The 15,567-nt window shown below is 70.7% G+C and carries 16 protein-coding genes; 7 read left to right on the top strand and 9 right to left on the bottom strand.

What is annotated here, in order from left to right; genetic code table 11:
- Positions 1-7: 7 nt before the first annotated feature.
- Positions 8-517, bottom strand: coding sequence for a sterol carrier family protein (locus FOF52_RS14245; protein ID WP_248590442.1), 510 nt, complete (start codon positions 515-517; stop codon positions 8-10).
- A 444-nt stretch (positions 518-961) separates the two neighbouring features.
- Here FOF52_RS14245 and FOF52_RS14240 point away from each other — a divergent pair, with 444 nt between their 5' ends.
- Positions 962-1,579, top strand: coding sequence for a DUF47 domain-containing protein (locus FOF52_RS14240; RefSeq protein WP_248590441.1), 618 nt, complete (start codon positions 962-964; stop codon positions 1,577-1,579).
- 35 nt (positions 1,580-1,614) lie between these two features.
- Complete coding sequence (locus FOF52_RS14235; protein WP_248590440.1) at positions 1,615-2,610, top strand: inorganic phosphate transporter; 996 nt, start codon at positions 1,615-1,617, stop codon at positions 2,608-2,610.
- On the opposite strand, the gene FOF52_RS14230 is transcribed toward FOF52_RS14235, so the two are convergent.
- Complete coding sequence (locus FOF52_RS14230; RefSeq protein ID WP_248590439.1) at positions 2,583-3,221, bottom strand: TetR/AcrR family transcriptional regulator; 639 nt, start codon at positions 3,219-3,221, stop codon at positions 2,583-2,585. The two genes, FOF52_RS14235 and FOF52_RS14230, sit on opposite strands and share 28 nt — an antisense overlap.
- 192 nt (positions 3,222-3,413) lie before the next feature.
- On the opposite strand from FOF52_RS14230, the gene FOF52_RS14225 reads away from it, so the two are divergent.
- Complete coding sequence (locus FOF52_RS14225) at positions 3,414-4,613, top strand: MFS transporter (RefSeq protein WP_248590438.1); 1,200 nt, start codon at positions 3,414-3,416, stop codon at positions 4,611-4,613.
- Between the two features lie 72 nt (positions 4,614-4,685).
- Here the strand turns inward: FOF52_RS14225 and pstB are convergent, their stop codons facing one another.
- The 7 genes from pstB to FOF52_RS14190 all read right to left on the bottom strand — a co-directional run bounded on the left by pstB (position 4,686) and on the right by FOF52_RS14190 (position 12,362).
- Positions 4,686-5,465, bottom strand: a complete 780-nt coding sequence (gene pstB, locus FOF52_RS14220; RefSeq protein WP_248590437.1) for a phosphate ABC transporter ATP-binding protein PstB — start codon at positions 5,463-5,465, stop codon at positions 4,686-4,688.
- Between the two features lie 51 nt (positions 5,466-5,516).
- Positions 5,517-6,602, bottom strand: coding sequence for a phosphate ABC transporter permease PstA (gene pstA, locus FOF52_RS14215; RefSeq protein ID WP_248590436.1), 1,086 nt, complete (start codon positions 6,600-6,602; stop codon positions 5,517-5,519).
- On the bottom strand, positions 6,603-7,565 hold the full coding sequence (gene pstC, locus FOF52_RS14210; protein ID WP_248590435.1) for a phosphate ABC transporter permease subunit PstC: 963 nt from the start codon (positions 7,563-7,565) through the stop codon (positions 6,603-6,605).
- 338 nt (positions 7,566-7,903) lie between these two features.
- Entirely contained in the window at positions 7,904-9,019 is a 1,116-nt protein-coding gene (pstS, locus tag FOF52_RS14205; RefSeq protein WP_248590434.1) for a phosphate ABC transporter substrate-binding protein PstS, read from the bottom strand.
- Between the two features lie 267 nt (positions 9,020-9,286).
- Positions 9,287-10,252: a mycothiol synthase gene (gene mshD, locus FOF52_RS14200; RefSeq protein WP_248590433.1), complete on the bottom strand. Its 966-nt coding sequence runs from the start codon at positions 10,250-10,252 to the stop codon at positions 9,287-9,289.
- A 38-nt stretch (positions 10,253-10,290) separates the two neighbouring features.
- Complete coding sequence (locus FOF52_RS14195) at positions 10,291-11,364, bottom strand: hypothetical protein (RefSeq protein ID WP_248590432.1); 1,074 nt, start codon at positions 11,362-11,364, stop codon at positions 10,291-10,293.
- A gap of 221 nt (positions 11,365-11,585) precedes the next feature.
- Positions 11,586-12,362, bottom strand: a complete 777-nt coding sequence (locus tag FOF52_RS14190) for a winged helix-turn-helix transcriptional regulator (RefSeq protein ID WP_248590431.1) — start codon at positions 12,360-12,362, stop codon at positions 11,586-11,588.
- Between the two features lie 105 nt (positions 12,363-12,467).
- On the opposite strand from FOF52_RS14190, the gene FOF52_RS14185 reads away from it, so the two are divergent.
- The 4 genes from FOF52_RS14185 to FOF52_RS14170 all read left to right on the top strand — a co-directional run bounded on the left by FOF52_RS14185 (position 12,468) and on the right by FOF52_RS14170 (position 15,566).
- The gene (locus FOF52_RS14185) at positions 12,468-12,731 is read left to right on the top strand and encodes a MoaD/ThiS family protein (RefSeq protein ID WP_248590430.1); all 264 of its coding nucleotides are present in this window, start codon (positions 12,468-12,470) and stop codon (positions 12,729-12,731) included.
- A 48-nt stretch (positions 12,732-12,779) separates the two neighbouring features.
- Positions 12,780-13,055 carry a glutaredoxin family protein gene (locus tag FOF52_RS14180; protein WP_248590429.1) on the top strand — a complete coding sequence of 92 codons (276 nt, stop codon included), beginning with the start codon at positions 12,780-12,782 and terminating at the stop codon, positions 13,053-13,055.
- A 289-nt stretch (positions 13,056-13,344) separates the two neighbouring features.
- Positions 13,345-14,037 carry a redox-sensing transcriptional repressor Rex gene (locus FOF52_RS14175; RefSeq protein WP_248590428.1) on the top strand — a complete coding sequence of 231 codons (693 nt, stop codon included), beginning with the start codon at positions 13,345-13,347 and terminating at the stop codon, positions 14,035-14,037.
- Positions 14,038-14,132: 95 nt separating this feature from the next.
- A complete protein-coding gene (locus FOF52_RS14170) occupies positions 14,133-15,566 on the top strand; it encodes a glutamyl-tRNA reductase (protein ID WP_248590427.1) in 1,434 nt (477 codons plus the stop codon).
- Position 15,567 lies beyond the last annotated feature (1 nt).

The raw sequence follows: 15,567 nt of genomic DNA, 5'->3' as shown, positions 1-15,567 counted from the left end.
GTCCAGCTTAGTGGCTGTCCGCGGGGTCGGAGGCACGCGGGGGCGTTCCGTCCGGGCGGGGCCACAGCGGCAGCACCGCGGACAGGTCGGCGCGTACGCCGCTGGCCGAGACGCGGTGGGAGGCGACCGAGTCCGCCCAGGTGACTTCTCCCACAACCAGCGCGGTCCAGGTCAGCGGGTCGGTCTCGACCACGCCCGGCGGGGTGCCGCGGGTGTGGCGGGGGCCCGCCAGGCACTGCACGGCGCCGTACGGGGGGACCCGGACCTCCAGGGCCTGGCCGGGGTGGCGGGCGGCGAGTTCGGCGAGGGTCGCGCGCACCACGGCCCTGACGGCCGGGCGGTGCGGTGTCAGGCCGCCGCGGTGGGCGCGCAGCAGGGCCCGGGCGCAGGCCGACAGGACCGGCTCCGGCAGATCGGGACCGGAGTAGGGCGGGGCGCCGAGGGCGGCGAGCTGTTCGTCGAGGGCGGAGCGCAGTGCGGCGTGCCGGCGCTGTGCCGCGGTGGGTCTGGGGGCCATCGGAAGATCACGGTTTCAGAACGATTGTCACTCCGCGCAACCGCGGGCGACGGTGGGCAAGTCAACAGTTTGGCCGACGAAAGGAAGCGGTGGTGGCTTGTACGTTAATCTTGTGTTTCGTGGTGATGGCGAGCCGGTGAAGAGCCGGCGGAGTACAGCGTTCTCCTCCGGTTCGGGTCTCGTTCACGCACGATATCCCTGAGGAACGGTCAGTACGTCGACCTGCCGCGACCCCTCCCCGCCAGAGGGGGGCGGTTAGGATGGGATTGCTCCACTACGTCGGCATTCTGGCGGACGCCGGGGTAGCTGTAACTGAACATCGAGTGACGCACCCCGCGTCGCGGACGGCGGGGTGCGGTGCGGTCGCGCCCAAGAGGGACTTCCGCGGGACAGGGCCCGAAAGCCCAGAGGACACGAGCCTTACCGCACTCATGGGAGAAAGATGTGCGTCTTCGCCTGACACCGCGCGATGACAGCTACTACGAGATGTTCGCCGATTTCGCGAACAACCTGGTCCTGGCCTCGCGGCTGCTGGTGGAACTCATCAGCGAGGACGCCGACCGAGAGACCATCGCCGAGAAGATGCGCCAGTGCGAGCAGGCGGGGGACGAACGCGCCCACGCGATCATGCGCCGGCTCAACGCGAGCTTCGTCACCCCCTTCGACCGCGAGGACATCTACCGGCTCGCCTCCAGCCTGGACAACGTCATGGACGCGCTGGAGGCCGCCGTGGACTTCATCGGGCTCTACCAGCTGGACCGGCTCCCCAAAGGCATCATCGACCAGGTCGGAATCCTGGAGCGCGCCGCCGAACTGACCGCGGAGGCCATGCCGCGGCTGCGGTCCATGCGCAACCTCTCCGGCTACTGGGTCGAGATCAACCGGTTGGAGAACCAGGCCGACCAGGTCTACCGGCGACTACTGGCCCACCTGTTCAGCGGCGAGTACGACGCGCTGACGGTCCTCAAACTCAAGGACGTCGTGGACCAGCTGGAAGCCGCGGCCGACGCCTTCGAACACGTGGCCAACACCGTCGAGAGCATCGCGGTCAAGGAAGCCTGACCCCCTCCCCTCCCCGAATCAGGAACACCTCTGCCGTGCTCCTCGAATCCGCCCTGCTCGCAGTGGTCGTGGCGGCTCTGGTCTTCGCGTTCACCAACGGCCTCCACGACGCCGCACACACCATCGTCACCTCCATCGCGTCCAGGGCCCTCACCCCCTGGGCCGCGATCCCCCTGGCCGCGCTGATGACCCTGCTGGGGGCCTTCCTCGGCGAAGGCGTGGCCCGCACCATCGGACAGGACCTCATCGACCCCATCCAGGGCGGCGACGGCCTCGCCGTGCTGTTCGCGGCGCTGTGCGGCGCGGCCGTCTGGAACCTCTTCGCCTGGTACCGGGGCATGCCCTCCTCTGCCTCGCACGCGCTCGTCGGCGGGATGATCGGCGCGGCGATGGCCTCCGCGGGAGAGGTGCGGTGGGGCGGCGTCCTCACCAGCTTCCTGCTCCCCATGCTGGTGGCCCCGCTGCTGGGCTGGCTGCTGGGCTACCTGATCATGCTGGGAATCCTGTGGCTCTTCCGGCACACCAGCCCCCGTTCGGTCAACCGGGGCTTCAAGCTCGCCCAGAGCGTGTCGGCGGCGACGCTGGCGCTGGGCAACGGCCTCCAGGACGCCCAGAAGACCATGGGCATCGTCGTCCTGGCCCTGGTCACCGTCGGCCACCAGAGCGACTACGCCGTTCCGAGCTGGGTGGTGGTCAGCTCCGCGGCGGCGATCTCGCTGGGCACCGCCACCGGCGGTTGGCGGATCATGCGCACCCTGGGGCGGCGGGTGAGCCGCATCGACCCGGCCCGGGGGTTCGCGGTGGAGGCGGCCGTCTCGGCCATCATGGGCCTCACCTCACTGGTCTGGCACGCTCCGGTCTCCAGCACGCACACCACCACCTCGGCCATCGTCGGCGCGGGCACCGCCCGGAGACTGGCGGAGGTGCGCTGGGCGGTGTTCGCCAGCATCGTGAAGTTCTGGCTGCTGACCGTCCCCGCGGCGGCGGTGGTCTCCGCCTGCGTCTACGGACTGGTGCGGCTGGTCTTCTGAGTCCCGGACCGGTGCTGCGACGCTCCTGACGCCGGGGGAGAGGCCGGAGGGGCCCAGAGGCGGCGGACGGTCTCGGCGAGGTGGACACGTCGCTGTTCGGGATCCGGGGAGCCGAGGAGCATGCGGTTCAACTGCGGCAGTGCCTGCCAGCTGGCGGCGAGAGCGATGACGCCGAGCAGGAGGTGGGCCGTGTCGTCGGGGTCCCGGCCCAGCGCGGCGGAGAGTTCACGCACCTTCTGCCGGTAGCGCCGGGTGCGCTGGTCCTCCCCGGGAACGGGCCGGTCGGCGCGTTCCAGGCCTTCCCAGTACAGCAGGCGCGCCAGGTGCGGGTGTCCCTGGTGGTAGTCGAAGACGTCGACGACGTAGGAGGCGAACTCCTCCGGGGTGGCGGCACGCAGCGGTACCGCGTCGACCAGACGGTCGAGTTCTGCCAGGAGTACCGCGTCGAACAGCGACTCCTTGTTGCCGAAGTACTGGTAGATGCGCTCCTTGTTGACCCCGGCCCGAGCCGCGATCCGGTCGACGCGCGCGCCGGACAGCCCGTGTGCGGAGAATTCCGCGACCGCGGCTTCGAGCAGCAGCGCCCGCGTGCGTTCGGTGTCCCAGGCCATGAACGCATGGTAGTGCGGCTCCGGTGGCGGGCGAGGTCGCGCGGACGGCCCCGGCGGCCACGACTCCAACCATCTGGTTGCTTTTTTCCGTCCCGGGTGCCTAGGCTGACCGCATTTCCAACTAAATAGTTGGAACAGTGGCGGCGCGAATCCCGTGCCGTGCTCACAGACGCCAGGAAGAAGGAATCAGTCGTGTCCCTGGTCCACGCGGTCCCGCCCCGGTGTGCGCCCTTCGTGCCGACCCTGCTCGTGATCTCGGCCACGGCCCTGCTCGTGGTCAGCCAGTTCTATGTCGTCATCCCCGTCTTCGACCAGCTCGCCGCGGCCTGGTCAACCGATCAGCGGACGGTGACCTGGACACAGACCGTGTTCGGGTTCGGCTACTCCGCGGGCTTCCTGCTGTGGGGGTGGGCCGCCGACCGGTACGGCGTCCGCAGGACCGTCGTCCTCGGAGTCTCCGCGACAGCGGTGACGACCCTGCTGGTCGCGTTCGCTCCCGGGGTGGGATGGGCGCTGGCCCTCAGGACGCTCCAGGGCGTCAGCGCGGCGACGTTCGCCCCGGCGGCCTTCGCCTATCTGGGCACCCGCCTGGCACCCCACCGCAGGGCTGTGGCCCTGACCACGCTGACCAGTTCGTTCTTCGCCGCTTCCATCGTCGGACAGGTGGCCGCCCAGGCGGTCGGCGGCGCCGACCGCTGGCCGTGGATCTTCCACGCCTCGGGAGCCGCCTTCGCGGTGGCGGCGCTCGCCCTGGCTCTGGTGCTGCTTCCGGAACCGTCGGCGCCGGACTCCGAGGCGCCGCCTCCCAGCCCGCTGGGCGCGATGGGCCCGCTGGTCGCCAAGGCGCCGGTCCTGCTCCTGCTCCTGGCCGTCTCGACCATCATGAGCAGCTTCGTCGCGGTCTACACCGCCGTCGAACTGTCCGGTGCGGTCGTTGATCCCGACCAGCTGCTCCTGTTGCGTGCGAGCGGGCTGCCCGCCATGGTCCTGGTTCCCCTTCTCACCCCCCTGCTCGTCCGGGTACCGCCCGTGGCGCGGGGGGTCGCCGCGCTGGCGGGCTCCGCGGCCGCCACCGCGGGGATCGCCGCGGCTCCGGAGACGCCGTACGTCCTCGGAACGCTGCTCTTCGTCCTCGTGGTCACCGTCGGAACGGCCGCGCCCAGCATGGTGGAGGCCGTCATGGTGCACGCCGTCCGGACGCCCGGAGCCGGAACGGCGCTGTACGTCTTCACCCTGTTCCTGGGAGCGAGTCTGGGGCCCCAGATCAGCGCCCTGGTCGGCTACGACCTGACCGCGACAGCCCTTGCCGCGTCCGGTGTCCTCGGGGCCGGCGCAGCGTGTGCCGTGGCGTCGCACGCCCTGACCCGCGGGCGGAGGCGGACCGGCGACTGAGCGGACGCGCCCCACGGACGGCCGCGGCCCGCCTGGAGACCAGGCGGGCCGCGGCCGTCCGTGGGAACCGGTCTAGCCGAAACGTCCGGTGATGTAGTTCTCGGTCTCCTTCTTCTCCGGCTTGGTGAAGATCTTGTTCGTCTCGCCCATCTCGATGAGCTTGCCGGGCTTGCCGGTGCCCGCCAGGTTGAAGAACGCCGTCACGTCGCTGACCCGGGCGGCCTGCTGCATGTTGTGGGTGACGATGACGATCGTGTAGTTCTCCTTCAGCTTGGAGATCAGGTCCTCGATCGCCAGCGTCGAGATCGGGTCCAGTGCCGAGCAGGGCTCGTCCATGAGCAGCACGCTGGGCTCCACCGCGATGGCGCGGGCGATGCACAGGCGCTGCTGCTGACCGCCGGACAGGCCCGCGCCGGGACGGTCGAGGCGGTCCTTGACCTCCTCCCACAGGTTCGCGCCGCGCAGGGAGCGCTCCACCAGGTCGTCGGCCTCGGACTTGCGCAGCCGCTGGTTGTTGAGCTTGGCGCCGGCGATGACGTTGTCGTAGATGGACATGGTCGGGAACGGGTTGGGGCGCTGGAAGACCATGCCGACCTCGCGGCGCACCGCCACCGGGTCCACGTCCGGCGAGTAGATGTCCTGGTCGTCCAGGAGGACCTTGCCTTCCACCCGGGCCCCGGGGGTGACCTCGTGCATCCGGTTCAGGGTGCGCAGGAAGGTGGACTTGCCGCAGCCGGAGGAGCCGATGAAGGCGGTGACCGACCGGGGTTCGATGGTCATCGAGACGTCCTCGACGGCGAGGAAGTCACCGTAGTAGACGTGCAGTCCGGAGACGTCGATTCGCTTGGCCACTGTGTTTCCTAAAGACCGTGGTTGGTTGGTACTGGGGCGGGCTGTGGGAGGTCAGCGCGTCTTCGGAGCGAAGAAGCGCGAAACCAGGCGGGCGGCGAGGAACAGCAGCATCACGATGATGATCAGGGTCAGCGCGCCGGCCCAGGCACGCTCGTAGTTGATGGCGCCGCCCATGCGGACCTGCGAGTAGATGAACACCGGCAGGCTCATCATCTGCCCCTCGAAGAGGTTGGCGTTGATGGCGACGGCCGAGGAGCCCGCGGTGAGGATGAGCGGCGCGGTCTCGCCGATGACCCGGGCCAGCGCCAGCATCACACCGGTGGTGATGCCCGCGATGGCGGTCGGCAGGACCACCTTGACCACCGTCAGCCACTTGGGGACGCCCAGGGCGTAGGAGGCCTCCCGCAGTTCGTTGGGCACCAGGCGCAGCATCTCCTCGCAGGAGCGCACCACGACCGGGATCATCAGGACCGACAGCGAGATCGCACCGGCCGCGCCGTTGGTCTTGCCCGGGCCGAACAGCAGGATCCACAGTGCCACCACGAACAGGCCGGCCACGATGGACGGGATGCCGGTCATGACGTCCACGAAGAACGTGATGGCCCGCTTGAGCCGTCCCTTGCCGTACTCGACCAGGTAGATGGCGGTCATCAGGCCGATGGGCACCGAGATCAGCGCGGCCATGAGCGTCATCAGCAGGGTGCCGAGGATCGCGTGGTAGGCGCCGCCCGCGTCCATGCTCGGGGTGACGCCGTTCATGGAGACGGTCAGGAAGTAGCCGTCCAGCCGGACCAGGCCCGCGGAGAGCACCGTCCACAGCAGGGACACCAGCGGCACCATGGCGATGCCGAAGCAGACGTAGACGACAGCGGTGACCAGGCGGTCCTTGGCCTTGCGGCCGTTCTCGACGATGGCCGAGGCCACGGTGACGACGACCGTGTAGCCCAGGGCGGTGACGATCGCCCACAGCGCCGGGTTCCACCCGCCGGTCAGGTACAGCAGGCCCGCGGTGACCAGGGCGACGCCGACGAGCAGCACCGGCGGGAAGAGGGTGGGCAGCGTCTTGCCGCCGAGGGAGGACGTGAGCGGTCGGGGCGGCACGGTCTTCTCCGGAGCGGACAGTTTCGTGGCGGACATTTACGCGAACTCCTTGCGGCGGGAGACGACGAAGCGGGCCGCCATGTTCACGATCAGGGTGATGGCGAAGAGGACCAGGCCGGCCGCGATCAGCGCGGAGACGCCGTAGCCGGTGGCCTCGGGGTACTGCAGGGCGATGTGCGCGGCGATCGTCTGGTTGCCGCTCTGCAGCAGGAACCAGGAGATGACCAGGGAAGGCGACAGGATCATGGCCACCGCCATGGTCTCGCCCAGTGCCCGGCCCAGGCCGAGCATCGCGCCGCCGATGATGCCGGGGCGGCCGAAGGGCAGCACCGCCATGCGGATCATCTCCCAGCGGGTGGCGCCCAGCGCCAGGGCGGCCTCCCGGTGCGACTGGGGGACCTGGAGGAACACGTCGCGGGTCATGGCGGTGATGATCGGCAGGATCATGACCGCCAGCACGATGCCCGCGCTGAGCATGGTGCGTCCGGTCGTGGAGACCGGGCCGGCGAACAGCGGGATCCAGCCGAAGTAGGTCTCCAGCCAGCCGTAGAACGGCGTCAGGTGGACGACGAGCCAGCCGATGCCCCACAGGCCGTAGACGACGCTGGGGATCGCCGCGAGCAGGTCCACCAGGTAGCCCAGGACCGCGGCGATGCGGCGGGGTGCGTAGAAGACGATGAACAGGGCGATGCCGATCGCCACCGGAGTGGCCAGGACGAGGGCGATCGCCGCGGCCAGCACCGTGCCGAAGGCCAGGGCGGCCACGCCGAAGGCGGGCTCGTCACGGGTGTTGGCGTCCCACTCGGAGGTGGTGAGGAAGTTCGCGGTGTTCGCGGTCAGGGAGTCGAGGGACTGCAGGAGCAGGAAGGCGGCGACACCGGCCAGGATCGCCAGGATCAGGATCCCTGAACCCTGGGCTCCACCGGCGAAGAGGACGTCGCCGATGCGGCGTTTGCCCCGTGGTGCTCGGGCCGCCGTGGACGGGTCCGTGGTGGTCATGGTGAGACTCCGGTCAGATGATGCGGGTGTGTACCCGGCGGAAGCAGCGTCCGCACTCGACGCGGCTCCCGCCGGGCGAGGGCAGGGCCCGTGACATTGTGGCGTTCGCCCCCGACCAGAACGGAAGGAGCCCGGGTGTCGTTCCGGAGCTACCCGGAAACGAGGGGAAAATCTCTGCTCGGGGCGGGGGAGGAGACTGTCCGCGCGACGGTGCGCCACCGCTGCGGTGCGGAGCGTGTCCGGAACGCCCGGGATGGGGAGGGCGGGCAACGCAGCCAAGGGCGGGGCCCACAGCGGTCTGTGGAACCCCACCCTCGGTGCGGCAGGAGCGGAGTGGATCAGCTCGCAACCCGGATCTGGTCCAGCACGTTCTGGATCTTCTCGCGGGTGGCGTCGGAGAGCGGCGCGGAGCCGGCCTCGTCGGCAGCGGCCTGCTGGCCCTGCTCGCTGATGACGTAGCCGATGAAGCTCTTCACGAGGTCGGCCTCGGCCTGCTCGGCGTACTCCAGGCACACGATCTCGTAGCTGACGAGCACGATCGGGTAGACGCCGGACTCGTCGGTGGCGTAGTCGAGCGTGACGGCCAGGTCGTTCTCGGAGTTGCCCTCGCGAGGCTGGGCGGAGTCGACGATGGCGGCGGCGGCCTCCGGGCTGTACGGGACGAACTCGTCGCCGACGCCGACGGCCACGGTGCCGAAGTCGGCGGCGTGCGAGGCGTCGACGTAGCCGATGGTGCCCGTGCCGCCCTGGACGGCGGAGACGACACCGGAGGAGCCCTGGGCGGCCTCGACCGGGGCGATCGGCCAGTCGCCGCTGACCTCGTGCGGCCAGTTGTCGGGGGCGGCCTCGGACAGGTACTGCACGAAGTTCTCGGTGGTGCCGGACTCGTCGGAGCGGTTCACCGGGACGATGTCGGCGTCGGGCAGTTCGACGTCGGGGTTGTCAGCGGCGATCGCCTCGTCGTTCCACTTGGTGATCTTCTGGTTGAAGATGTCGGCGATCACCTCGGGGCGCAGGTTCAGCGAGTCGATGCCGTCGAGGTTGAAGATGACGGCGATCGGGCTGATGTAGCCGGGGAGGTGGACGACCTCGGAGCCGCAGCGTTCGGTGGCCTGCTCGGTCTCCTCCTCGTCCATGGCCGAGTCGGAGCCGGCGAAGGACACGGCTCCCTCGATGAACTGGGAGCGGCCGGCGCCGGAACCCACCGAGTCGTAGTTGACGGTGGTGTCCGCGCAGGCACCGGTGTAGGCGGCCACCCACGCCGCCATCGCGTTCTCCTGCGAGCTGGCGCCGGCGCCGGCCAGGGTGCCACCGCCCTGCACGCAGTCGACGCTGCCCGCGCTCGCGCCGCTGTTCTCTTCGGGGGCGACTGCCTGGTCACTGCCGCAGGCGGAGAGCGCGAGGGCGCCGGCGAGGGCCGCGCCCGCGATCGTGCCATACCTAGAGAGCTTCACAGCCCGGGTGTCCTTCCTCTGGCTTACTCACCATTCGTGCGGGGAACGGTCGGCGCTCCCGCCGAAAGCCAAGGTAGGGAGCGGAGGTGGCCAGTCGTACCAAAGAAGGTGAACGAGCAGTGAACGTCAGCATGAGGGACGCTGAAAGTACGTCATCCCCACAGTGGAGTTTGAGTGAACGAGGTGAGTTTTGAGGCTTTTGTCCCTAATTGACCTGCAGTGACGTCATAGAGTAGGGCGATTGGCTACCGAACGTGCACGCCCCGCTCACCCGCCCGCGCGGCCGTACATGACGTCGCTCTCCCACAGCTCGAAGCCGAGCGAGCGGTACAGCCGCACCGCGGGACGGTTCTCCTCGTCCACGTACAGCAGCACCCACGGCAGCCCCCGGTCCCGCAGGTGGCGCAGCCCGACCAGGGTCAGCGCCCGCCCCAGGCCGCTGCCCTGCCAGGCGGGGTCGACCCCCACCACGTAGACCTCGCCCACCGGCTCCCCGTCGGTCAGCCCCGCCCCGTCGGCGTGCACCTTGGTCCAGTGGTAGCCGGCGATCCGGCCGCTGCGCGGATCGGCCGCGACGAAGAAGCCAGCCGGGTCGAACCACTCCTCCTGCGCGCGCTGGCGCAGGTCGTCCAGGGTGATACCGCCCTGCTCGGGGTGGTCGGCGAAGGCGCGGGCATTGGTGCGCAGCCACTCCCGCTCGTCGGAGCCCACCCGGAACGTCCGGATCTCCAGGTTCTCGGCGACCTCGGGGGACAGGCGGGGCTCGGGCAGTTCCGGCGCGGCGGACGAGTCCGTGGCGCGCAGCGGCAGCCGCATCTTCCACAGGGCCCGCATCCGCTCCAGACCCGCCGAAGCGGCCAGAGCCCGGGCGGCCTCCAGATCGCCGTGCGCCCACACCCGCAGGCCGCGTGCGCTGGCGTTGGCGAACAGGTCGTCCAGCAGCCGCAGCCCCAGCCCGCGCCGCCGCCACGACGGCGCGACCGCCAACTCCGCCGAGTCCGGCTCCCCCGTGGAGACCTCGGCGAAGGCGAAGCCGCCGAGGGTCGCCTCGCGGCCGGTCCCGACGTACGCCAGGTGGAAGCGCGCCCGGCCGAGGGCCCCGTGCCGGACCCGCAGCAGGGTCTGCTCCGACAACGCTTCGACACCGTCCGCCTCCCGCACGGCCTCGGCCAGGGCGAGCACCGCCGCGACCTGTTCGGAGTCCAGCGTGTCAGTGGTGAGGATGTGGCTCATGGGACGAGCCTACTGACCCGCCCGCACGGTTCCGGTGCTCAGTTCCTGCGCCGCCGGCCGACGTAGGCGTGCCTGACACGCACCCGCCGGACCGGGCCCAGGGGAGTGGCCAGCACCAGCAGGAGCATCAGGACCAGCAGGAGGACGAAGGGGGTGAGGAGGGGGTCGACCCGCTCCTCCTCCTGGGCGACCGTCGCGGCGCCGTCCCCCTGGTTCTCCTCGCCCGGTGTGATCAGCGGGAGTTCGGCGTACTCGTCGGTCGGAGCGGACAGTTCCGGCAGGTCGGCCGCTCCGGTCGGCAGTGGAGCCGGAGACGGGCTGCCGACGGTCCCCGGAGCGCCGGTGGACACCGGGCTGTGCGGAGCCGGAGAGCTCGCGGACGACGGGGGGCGGGGGGAGGCCGGAGGGCGCGTGGACGCCGAAGGGCGGGTGGACGCCGGCTGCTCCGTCGAGGGGGAGGGGGTGGACGGCGGGGAGCTCTGGGCCGGGTCGGGCGTTCTCGTGGGGGTCACCGTGGGGGACGGGGACGACGGCGGCGTCGGGGTCGGCTGGAGCACCGTCACCCAGGCGCTGACCGTGGCCGTTCCCGTGACCTCCGCGGCGGGGCAGGGGTCCTCGCCCGGGGCCGTCCCGGAGGGCACCGGAGCGGAGGTCGTCGGGAGCGTGAGGTCGGACGGGACGGGGGACGGGGGCTCCGACGCCCCGCACGGAGCCGGGTAGGAGTAGGTGACCTCGACCTCGACCAGGATCCGGGACTCCCCGGGGTCCTTCGCCAGGTCTCCGGTGACCTCGGCCTCCGCGGCCTCCCCCGCCTCCAGGACGTCGGGCAGGTCGGTGACGGCGAGCTCCGCCAGGTCGGGCGATCCGGCCGTGGCGGTCGCCTCGGTGATGACGACCTCGGCGGAGTCGAGGGTGTTGTGGATCGACAGGGGCAGGGAGAACGAGGCGCCCGGTTCGGCGGTGCGGCTGTCCAGCCCCAGGCGGAGCGTGGCGTCGGCGGAGGCGGGCAGTGTGGGGACCAGGACGCAACCGATGAAGGCCGCGCCCAGCGGGACTGCGAGCCACGCACGCCGCGGTGTCCGGGACGCGCGCGTGTCCACCCCAGGGGGCATGGGACGGTCCTCCTCGAATCCGAGTCGCGTGCTGTCGACCGTGGACCTGTCCGGCCGGCTGGAAAGCCGCGTGCGACCGGGCCGTGGAACGGCCGGTCGCACGGAGGTCCGGTATGCACCATCCTAGGTCTTTCGGGCGCGGAATACGACCTCTGGGTGGCGGTCCGATAACGGAGTGTCGGCGTTCGGGGCGCGGCCCCCGGCGGCCCGTCGCCGCGGGGTCAGACCCTGTGCCGGGCCAGCGGCGGCTCCGCCTCCTCCGGCCGCGCCGCCGCGCGGTCGTCGGCGGCCCGGGACGCGGAGTCCGCGACGGGGTCCATGACGAAGCGGTAGCCGACGTTGCGCACGGTCCCGATCAGGGACTCGTACTCGGTGCCGAGCTTGGCGCGCAGCCGCCGCACGTGCACGTCGATCGTGCGGGTGCCGCCGAAGTAGTCGTACCCCCACACCTCCTGGAGCAGTTGGGCGCGGGTGAAGACCCGGCCGGGGTGCTGGGCGAGGAACTTCAGGAGCTCGAACTCCTTGAAGGTGAGGTCGAGGATGCGGCCGCGCAGCCGGGCCGTGTAGGTGGCCTCGTCGATGACCAGGTCGCCGCGGCGGATCTCGTCGGGGTCGTCGGCGGCGCTGTCGGCCTGGCCGACCGACAGCCGCAGCCGCGCCTCAACCTCGGCCGGACCGGCGGTGGTGAGCAGGAAGTCGGTCACCTGCCAGTCGGGGGTCAGCGCGGCGACGCCCCCCTCGGTGAGGACGGCGATGAGCGGGCAGTCCAGGCCCGTGGTGTGCAGCAGGCGGCACAGGTTCCGTGCCGCGGCGAGATCGGTGCGGGCGTCCACCAGGATCGCGTCCACCGGCAGGCCGGCCGCGCGGTCGTGTCCGGGGGTCAGCAGGGCGCTCGCCTCGGCGGGCGCGATGCGCACCGAGTGCAGGAGCAGCCCCAGGGCGGGCAGGATCTGATCGGACGGCTCGTTGGAGTTGGTCAGTAGCAGAAGGTGGCTCATGTGCCTCTTCCCGTCACCCGCGAACGGCGTGTACGAAGGCCCCATTGCCCCCGACGAGAATGCTTAGTGGAAAAATCGCCTCCGAGTAAACACAAGGATAATCCGTTGAGGCCTCACGGGACCATCAGGTACTGGGCCGCGGCCAAGGCCGCCGCCGGCCGCGCCGAAGAGACCTACGCCGCAGGGACACTGGACGACCTGCTCGAACAGGTCCGCCGAAAATACGAGGGAAACGCCACACTGCTGAGCGTTCTGAAGCGTTCGTCGTTTTTGGTGAACTCCACTCCGGTGGGCGCGCTGCCCCACGGCGAGATTGTTCTGGAACCCGGATGGACCGTGGAGGTCCTCCCGCCCTTCGCAGGCGGATGATTCGCCGGGGCCGGGAGACCGGAGGGACAGGAGGAGGGGAAAGGCGCCATGTCGGACCGCATCGAGAAGAGTGATAATCCTCACGTGGTCACCATGTTGGGGAAACCGGGGTGCCACCTGTGCGAGGAGGCGCTCGCCGTCATCGCGCGGGTCTGCGCCGAGGTGGGCGCCCGCTACGAGGTCCGCGACCTCACCGTGGCCGACGAGGCGGAGCAGGAGGAGTACTGGGACAAGATCCCGGTCACCTTCGTCGACGGCAGGCAGCACGACTTCTGGCGGGTGGACGAGCGCCGACTGCGCGCCGCGCTGACCGGGGCCCGGTGACCGCGCCGGCGCAGGCCCCGGACGCGCGGAGGCAGGAGGAGGGCCGTGTCGGCCGACGCGGCCCGGGGGCGGGGCGCCCTGCCCCCGCCCCGGACGGGGCCCGCACCGGGGAACGTGTCCGCGTGTGACACTCGGCCCCACTTTGTGCGCGCTTTCACAAGGGCGTAACCTGAGGGCAAATTCTTTCCGGTCGGTTACGTGGCGGACATCACGGGGTTTCCCCGAAACCGGTCCGCGCGCCGACCAGGAGAGGGCCCACAACGCCGATGTCGCCCAGGAGCGCGCACCTGTGACCAGCCGTCCGTCACGGCCTCGGGATAGGGGTATCCCGGAGGCGACAGTCGCCAGACTCCCGTTGTACCTGCGTGCGCTGCAGGCACTGAGTGAACGGGGAACACCCACGGTATCGTCCGGGGAGCTGGCCGCGGCGACGGGGGTCAACTCCGCCAAGCTCCGCAAGGACCTCTCCCACCTGGGGTCCTACGGGACCCGCGGAGTGGGCTACGACGTCGAGTACCTCATCTACCAGATCTCCCGTGAGCTTGGTCTCACCCAGGACTGGTCCGTGGCCATCATCGGCGTGGGCAACCTGGGCCGCGCACTGGCCAACTACGGAGGCTTCGGGACCCGCGGGTTCCGGATCGCGGCACTGCTGGACGAAGCCCCCGAAGTGGTGGGGTCCCGCGTGGCCGGGCTGACCGTACGGCATATTGACAACCTGGAGGACGTTGTCAGCGATGAGAACGTCTCGATCGGAGTGATCGCCACTCCGGCGAAGGCCGCTCAGGGGGTGTGCGACCGGTTCGTCGCGGCCGGCGTCACCAGCATCCTGAACTTCGCCCCGGTGGTACTCAATGTGCCCGACCACGTCGATGTGCGTAAGGTCGACCTGTCCATCGAACTCCAGATCCTGGCCTTCCACGAGCAGCGCAAGTCCGCGGGCCGCCGGGGACCGGACTGGATGGACGTTCTGGAGGTCTGAGTCGACCGGTCACCGGGGCGGCGGGGCGGCGGGCGTCCGACGGACGCGCGTGAGGAAGGGAGCGTCGCGAAGAAGATGGTTGCATTGGAGTGCGGATGAGTGTCCTCGCCCTGGGCGTGAGCCACCGGAGTTCGCCCGTGGCGCTGCTTGAGCGCATGGCGCTGAGCGGTGAGGTCCGTCTCAAGCTCATGGCGGAGATGGTCAACACCCCCGCCGTGAACGAGGCGATGGTGGTCTCCACCTGCAACCGCACCGAGGTCTACGCCGACGTCGAGCAGTTCCACCCGGGAGTGGCCGCCATCTGCGAGCTGCTCTCCGACTACACCGGTGTTTCCCTGGACGAACTCACCCGGCACTGCTACGTGCACTACGAGGAGCGCGCCGTCCAGCACCTGTTCTCCGTCGCCTGCGGGCTGGACTCCATGGTCGTGGGCGAGGGGCAGATCCTCGGCCAGGTGCGCAACGCGCTCAAGGACGCCCAGTACGTCGGCACCCTCGGCCGGGTCCTCAACGACCTCGGCCAGCGCGCCCTGCGCGTCGGCAAGCGCGCGCACACCGAGACCCGCCTCGACCAGGCCGGGGCCAGCATGGTCAGCTTCGGCCTGACCGTCGCCGGACGGTACCTGCCCGCCGCGGCCGACCCCCGGGACCGAACCGCCCCCGCCGCCTGCCCCGTCGACGGCGACCTCGCCGAGGAGGTCACCGCCGCGCTGCCCGCCCCGCAGGCCCTCACCGGCCGCCGGGTCATGGTGCTGGGCGCGGGGTCCATGAGCGCGCTGTCGGCCAACACCGTCGCCCGGCAGGGCGCCGGCCTGGTCCTCGTCGCCAACCGCACCCCCGAACGCGCCGAACGGCTGGCCGAGTGCCTCACCGAGGGGTACGAGTCGGTGCGCAGCCGCGCCGTGCCGTTCGAGGAGGCCGCCGCCCACCTCGCCGACGTCGACCTGGTCATCTCCTGCACCGGAGCCCAGGGCGTCGTGCTCACCGCGGAGGAGGTGGCCGCCGCCGGCGACCGCACCGCCCGCCCCCTGGTCTTCCTGGACCTGGCGCTGCCGCACGACATCGACAAGGCCGTACGCGACCTGCCCGGCGTTTACCTCGTCGGCATCGAGGACCTGCGCGAGGCCGCGGAGGACACCGACGCGGCCGGACAGGTCGCCGACCTCGCCGCGGTGCGCGACATCGTCGCCGAGGAGGTGGCCGAGTACCAGGCGGTCCGCAGCGCCGAGCGCGTCGCCCCCACCGTGGTCGCCCTGCGCAGCAAGGCCCAGTTGGTGGTGGAGAGCGAACTGGAGCGCCTGAACGGGCGGCTGCCCGGCATCGACGACCGCACCCGCGCCGAGATCACCCGCACTGTGCGCCGGGTCGTCGACAAACTGCTGCACCAACCCACTGTGCGGGTCAAACAGTTGGCGACCGGCCCCGACGGGGCCGTCTACGCCGAAGCCCTGCGCGAACTGTTCGACCTCGACCCGGCAATCCCCGACGCGGTCGTCAAGCCCGGCGCCGCGCTCGGTGAGGAGAGATGAC

It is taken from the genome of Thermobifida alba (assembly GCF_023208015.1).
GTDB lineage: Bacteria > Actinomycetota > Actinomycetes > Streptosporangiales > Streptosporangiaceae > Thermobifida > Thermobifida alba.
The sequence above is the reverse complement of the archived record's forward strand: the minus strand, read 5'-3'. Positions and strand labels throughout refer to the sequence as shown.

Coding starts and splice junctions, on each gene's coding strand:
- FOF52_RS14230 (WP_248590439.1), bottom strand. CDS start 3,221: ATGGCCTGGGACACCGAACGCACGCGGGCGCTGCTGCTCGAAGCCGCG.
- FOF52_RS14245 (WP_248590442.1), bottom strand. CDS start 517: ATGGCCCCCAGACCCACCGCGGCACAGCGCCGGCACGCCGCACTGCGC.
- FOF52_RS14195 (WP_248590432.1), bottom strand. CDS start 11,364: ATGCCCCCTGGGGTGGACACGCGCGCGTCCCGGACACCGCGGCGTGCG.
- pstC (WP_248590435.1), bottom strand. CDS start 7,565: ATGACCACCACGGACCCGTCCACGGCGGCCCGAGCACCACGGGGCAAA.
- mshD (WP_248590433.1), bottom strand. CDS start 10,252: ATGAGCCACATCCTCACCACTGACACGCTGGACTCCGAACAGGTCGCG.
- FOF52_RS14180 (WP_248590429.1), top strand. CDS start 12,780: ATGTCGGACCGCATCGAGAAGAGTGATAATCCTCACGTGGTCACCATG.
- FOF52_RS14190 (WP_248590431.1), bottom strand. CDS start 12,362: ATGAGCCACCTTCTGCTACTGACCAACTCCAACGAGCCGTCCGATCAG.
- FOF52_RS14170 (WP_248590427.1), top strand. CDS start 14,133: ATGAGTGTCCTCGCCCTGGGCGTGAGCCACCGGAGTTCGCCCGTGGCG.
- pstA (WP_248590436.1), bottom strand. CDS start 6,602: ATGTCCGCCACGAAACTGTCCGCTCCGGAGAAGACCGTGCCGCCCCGA.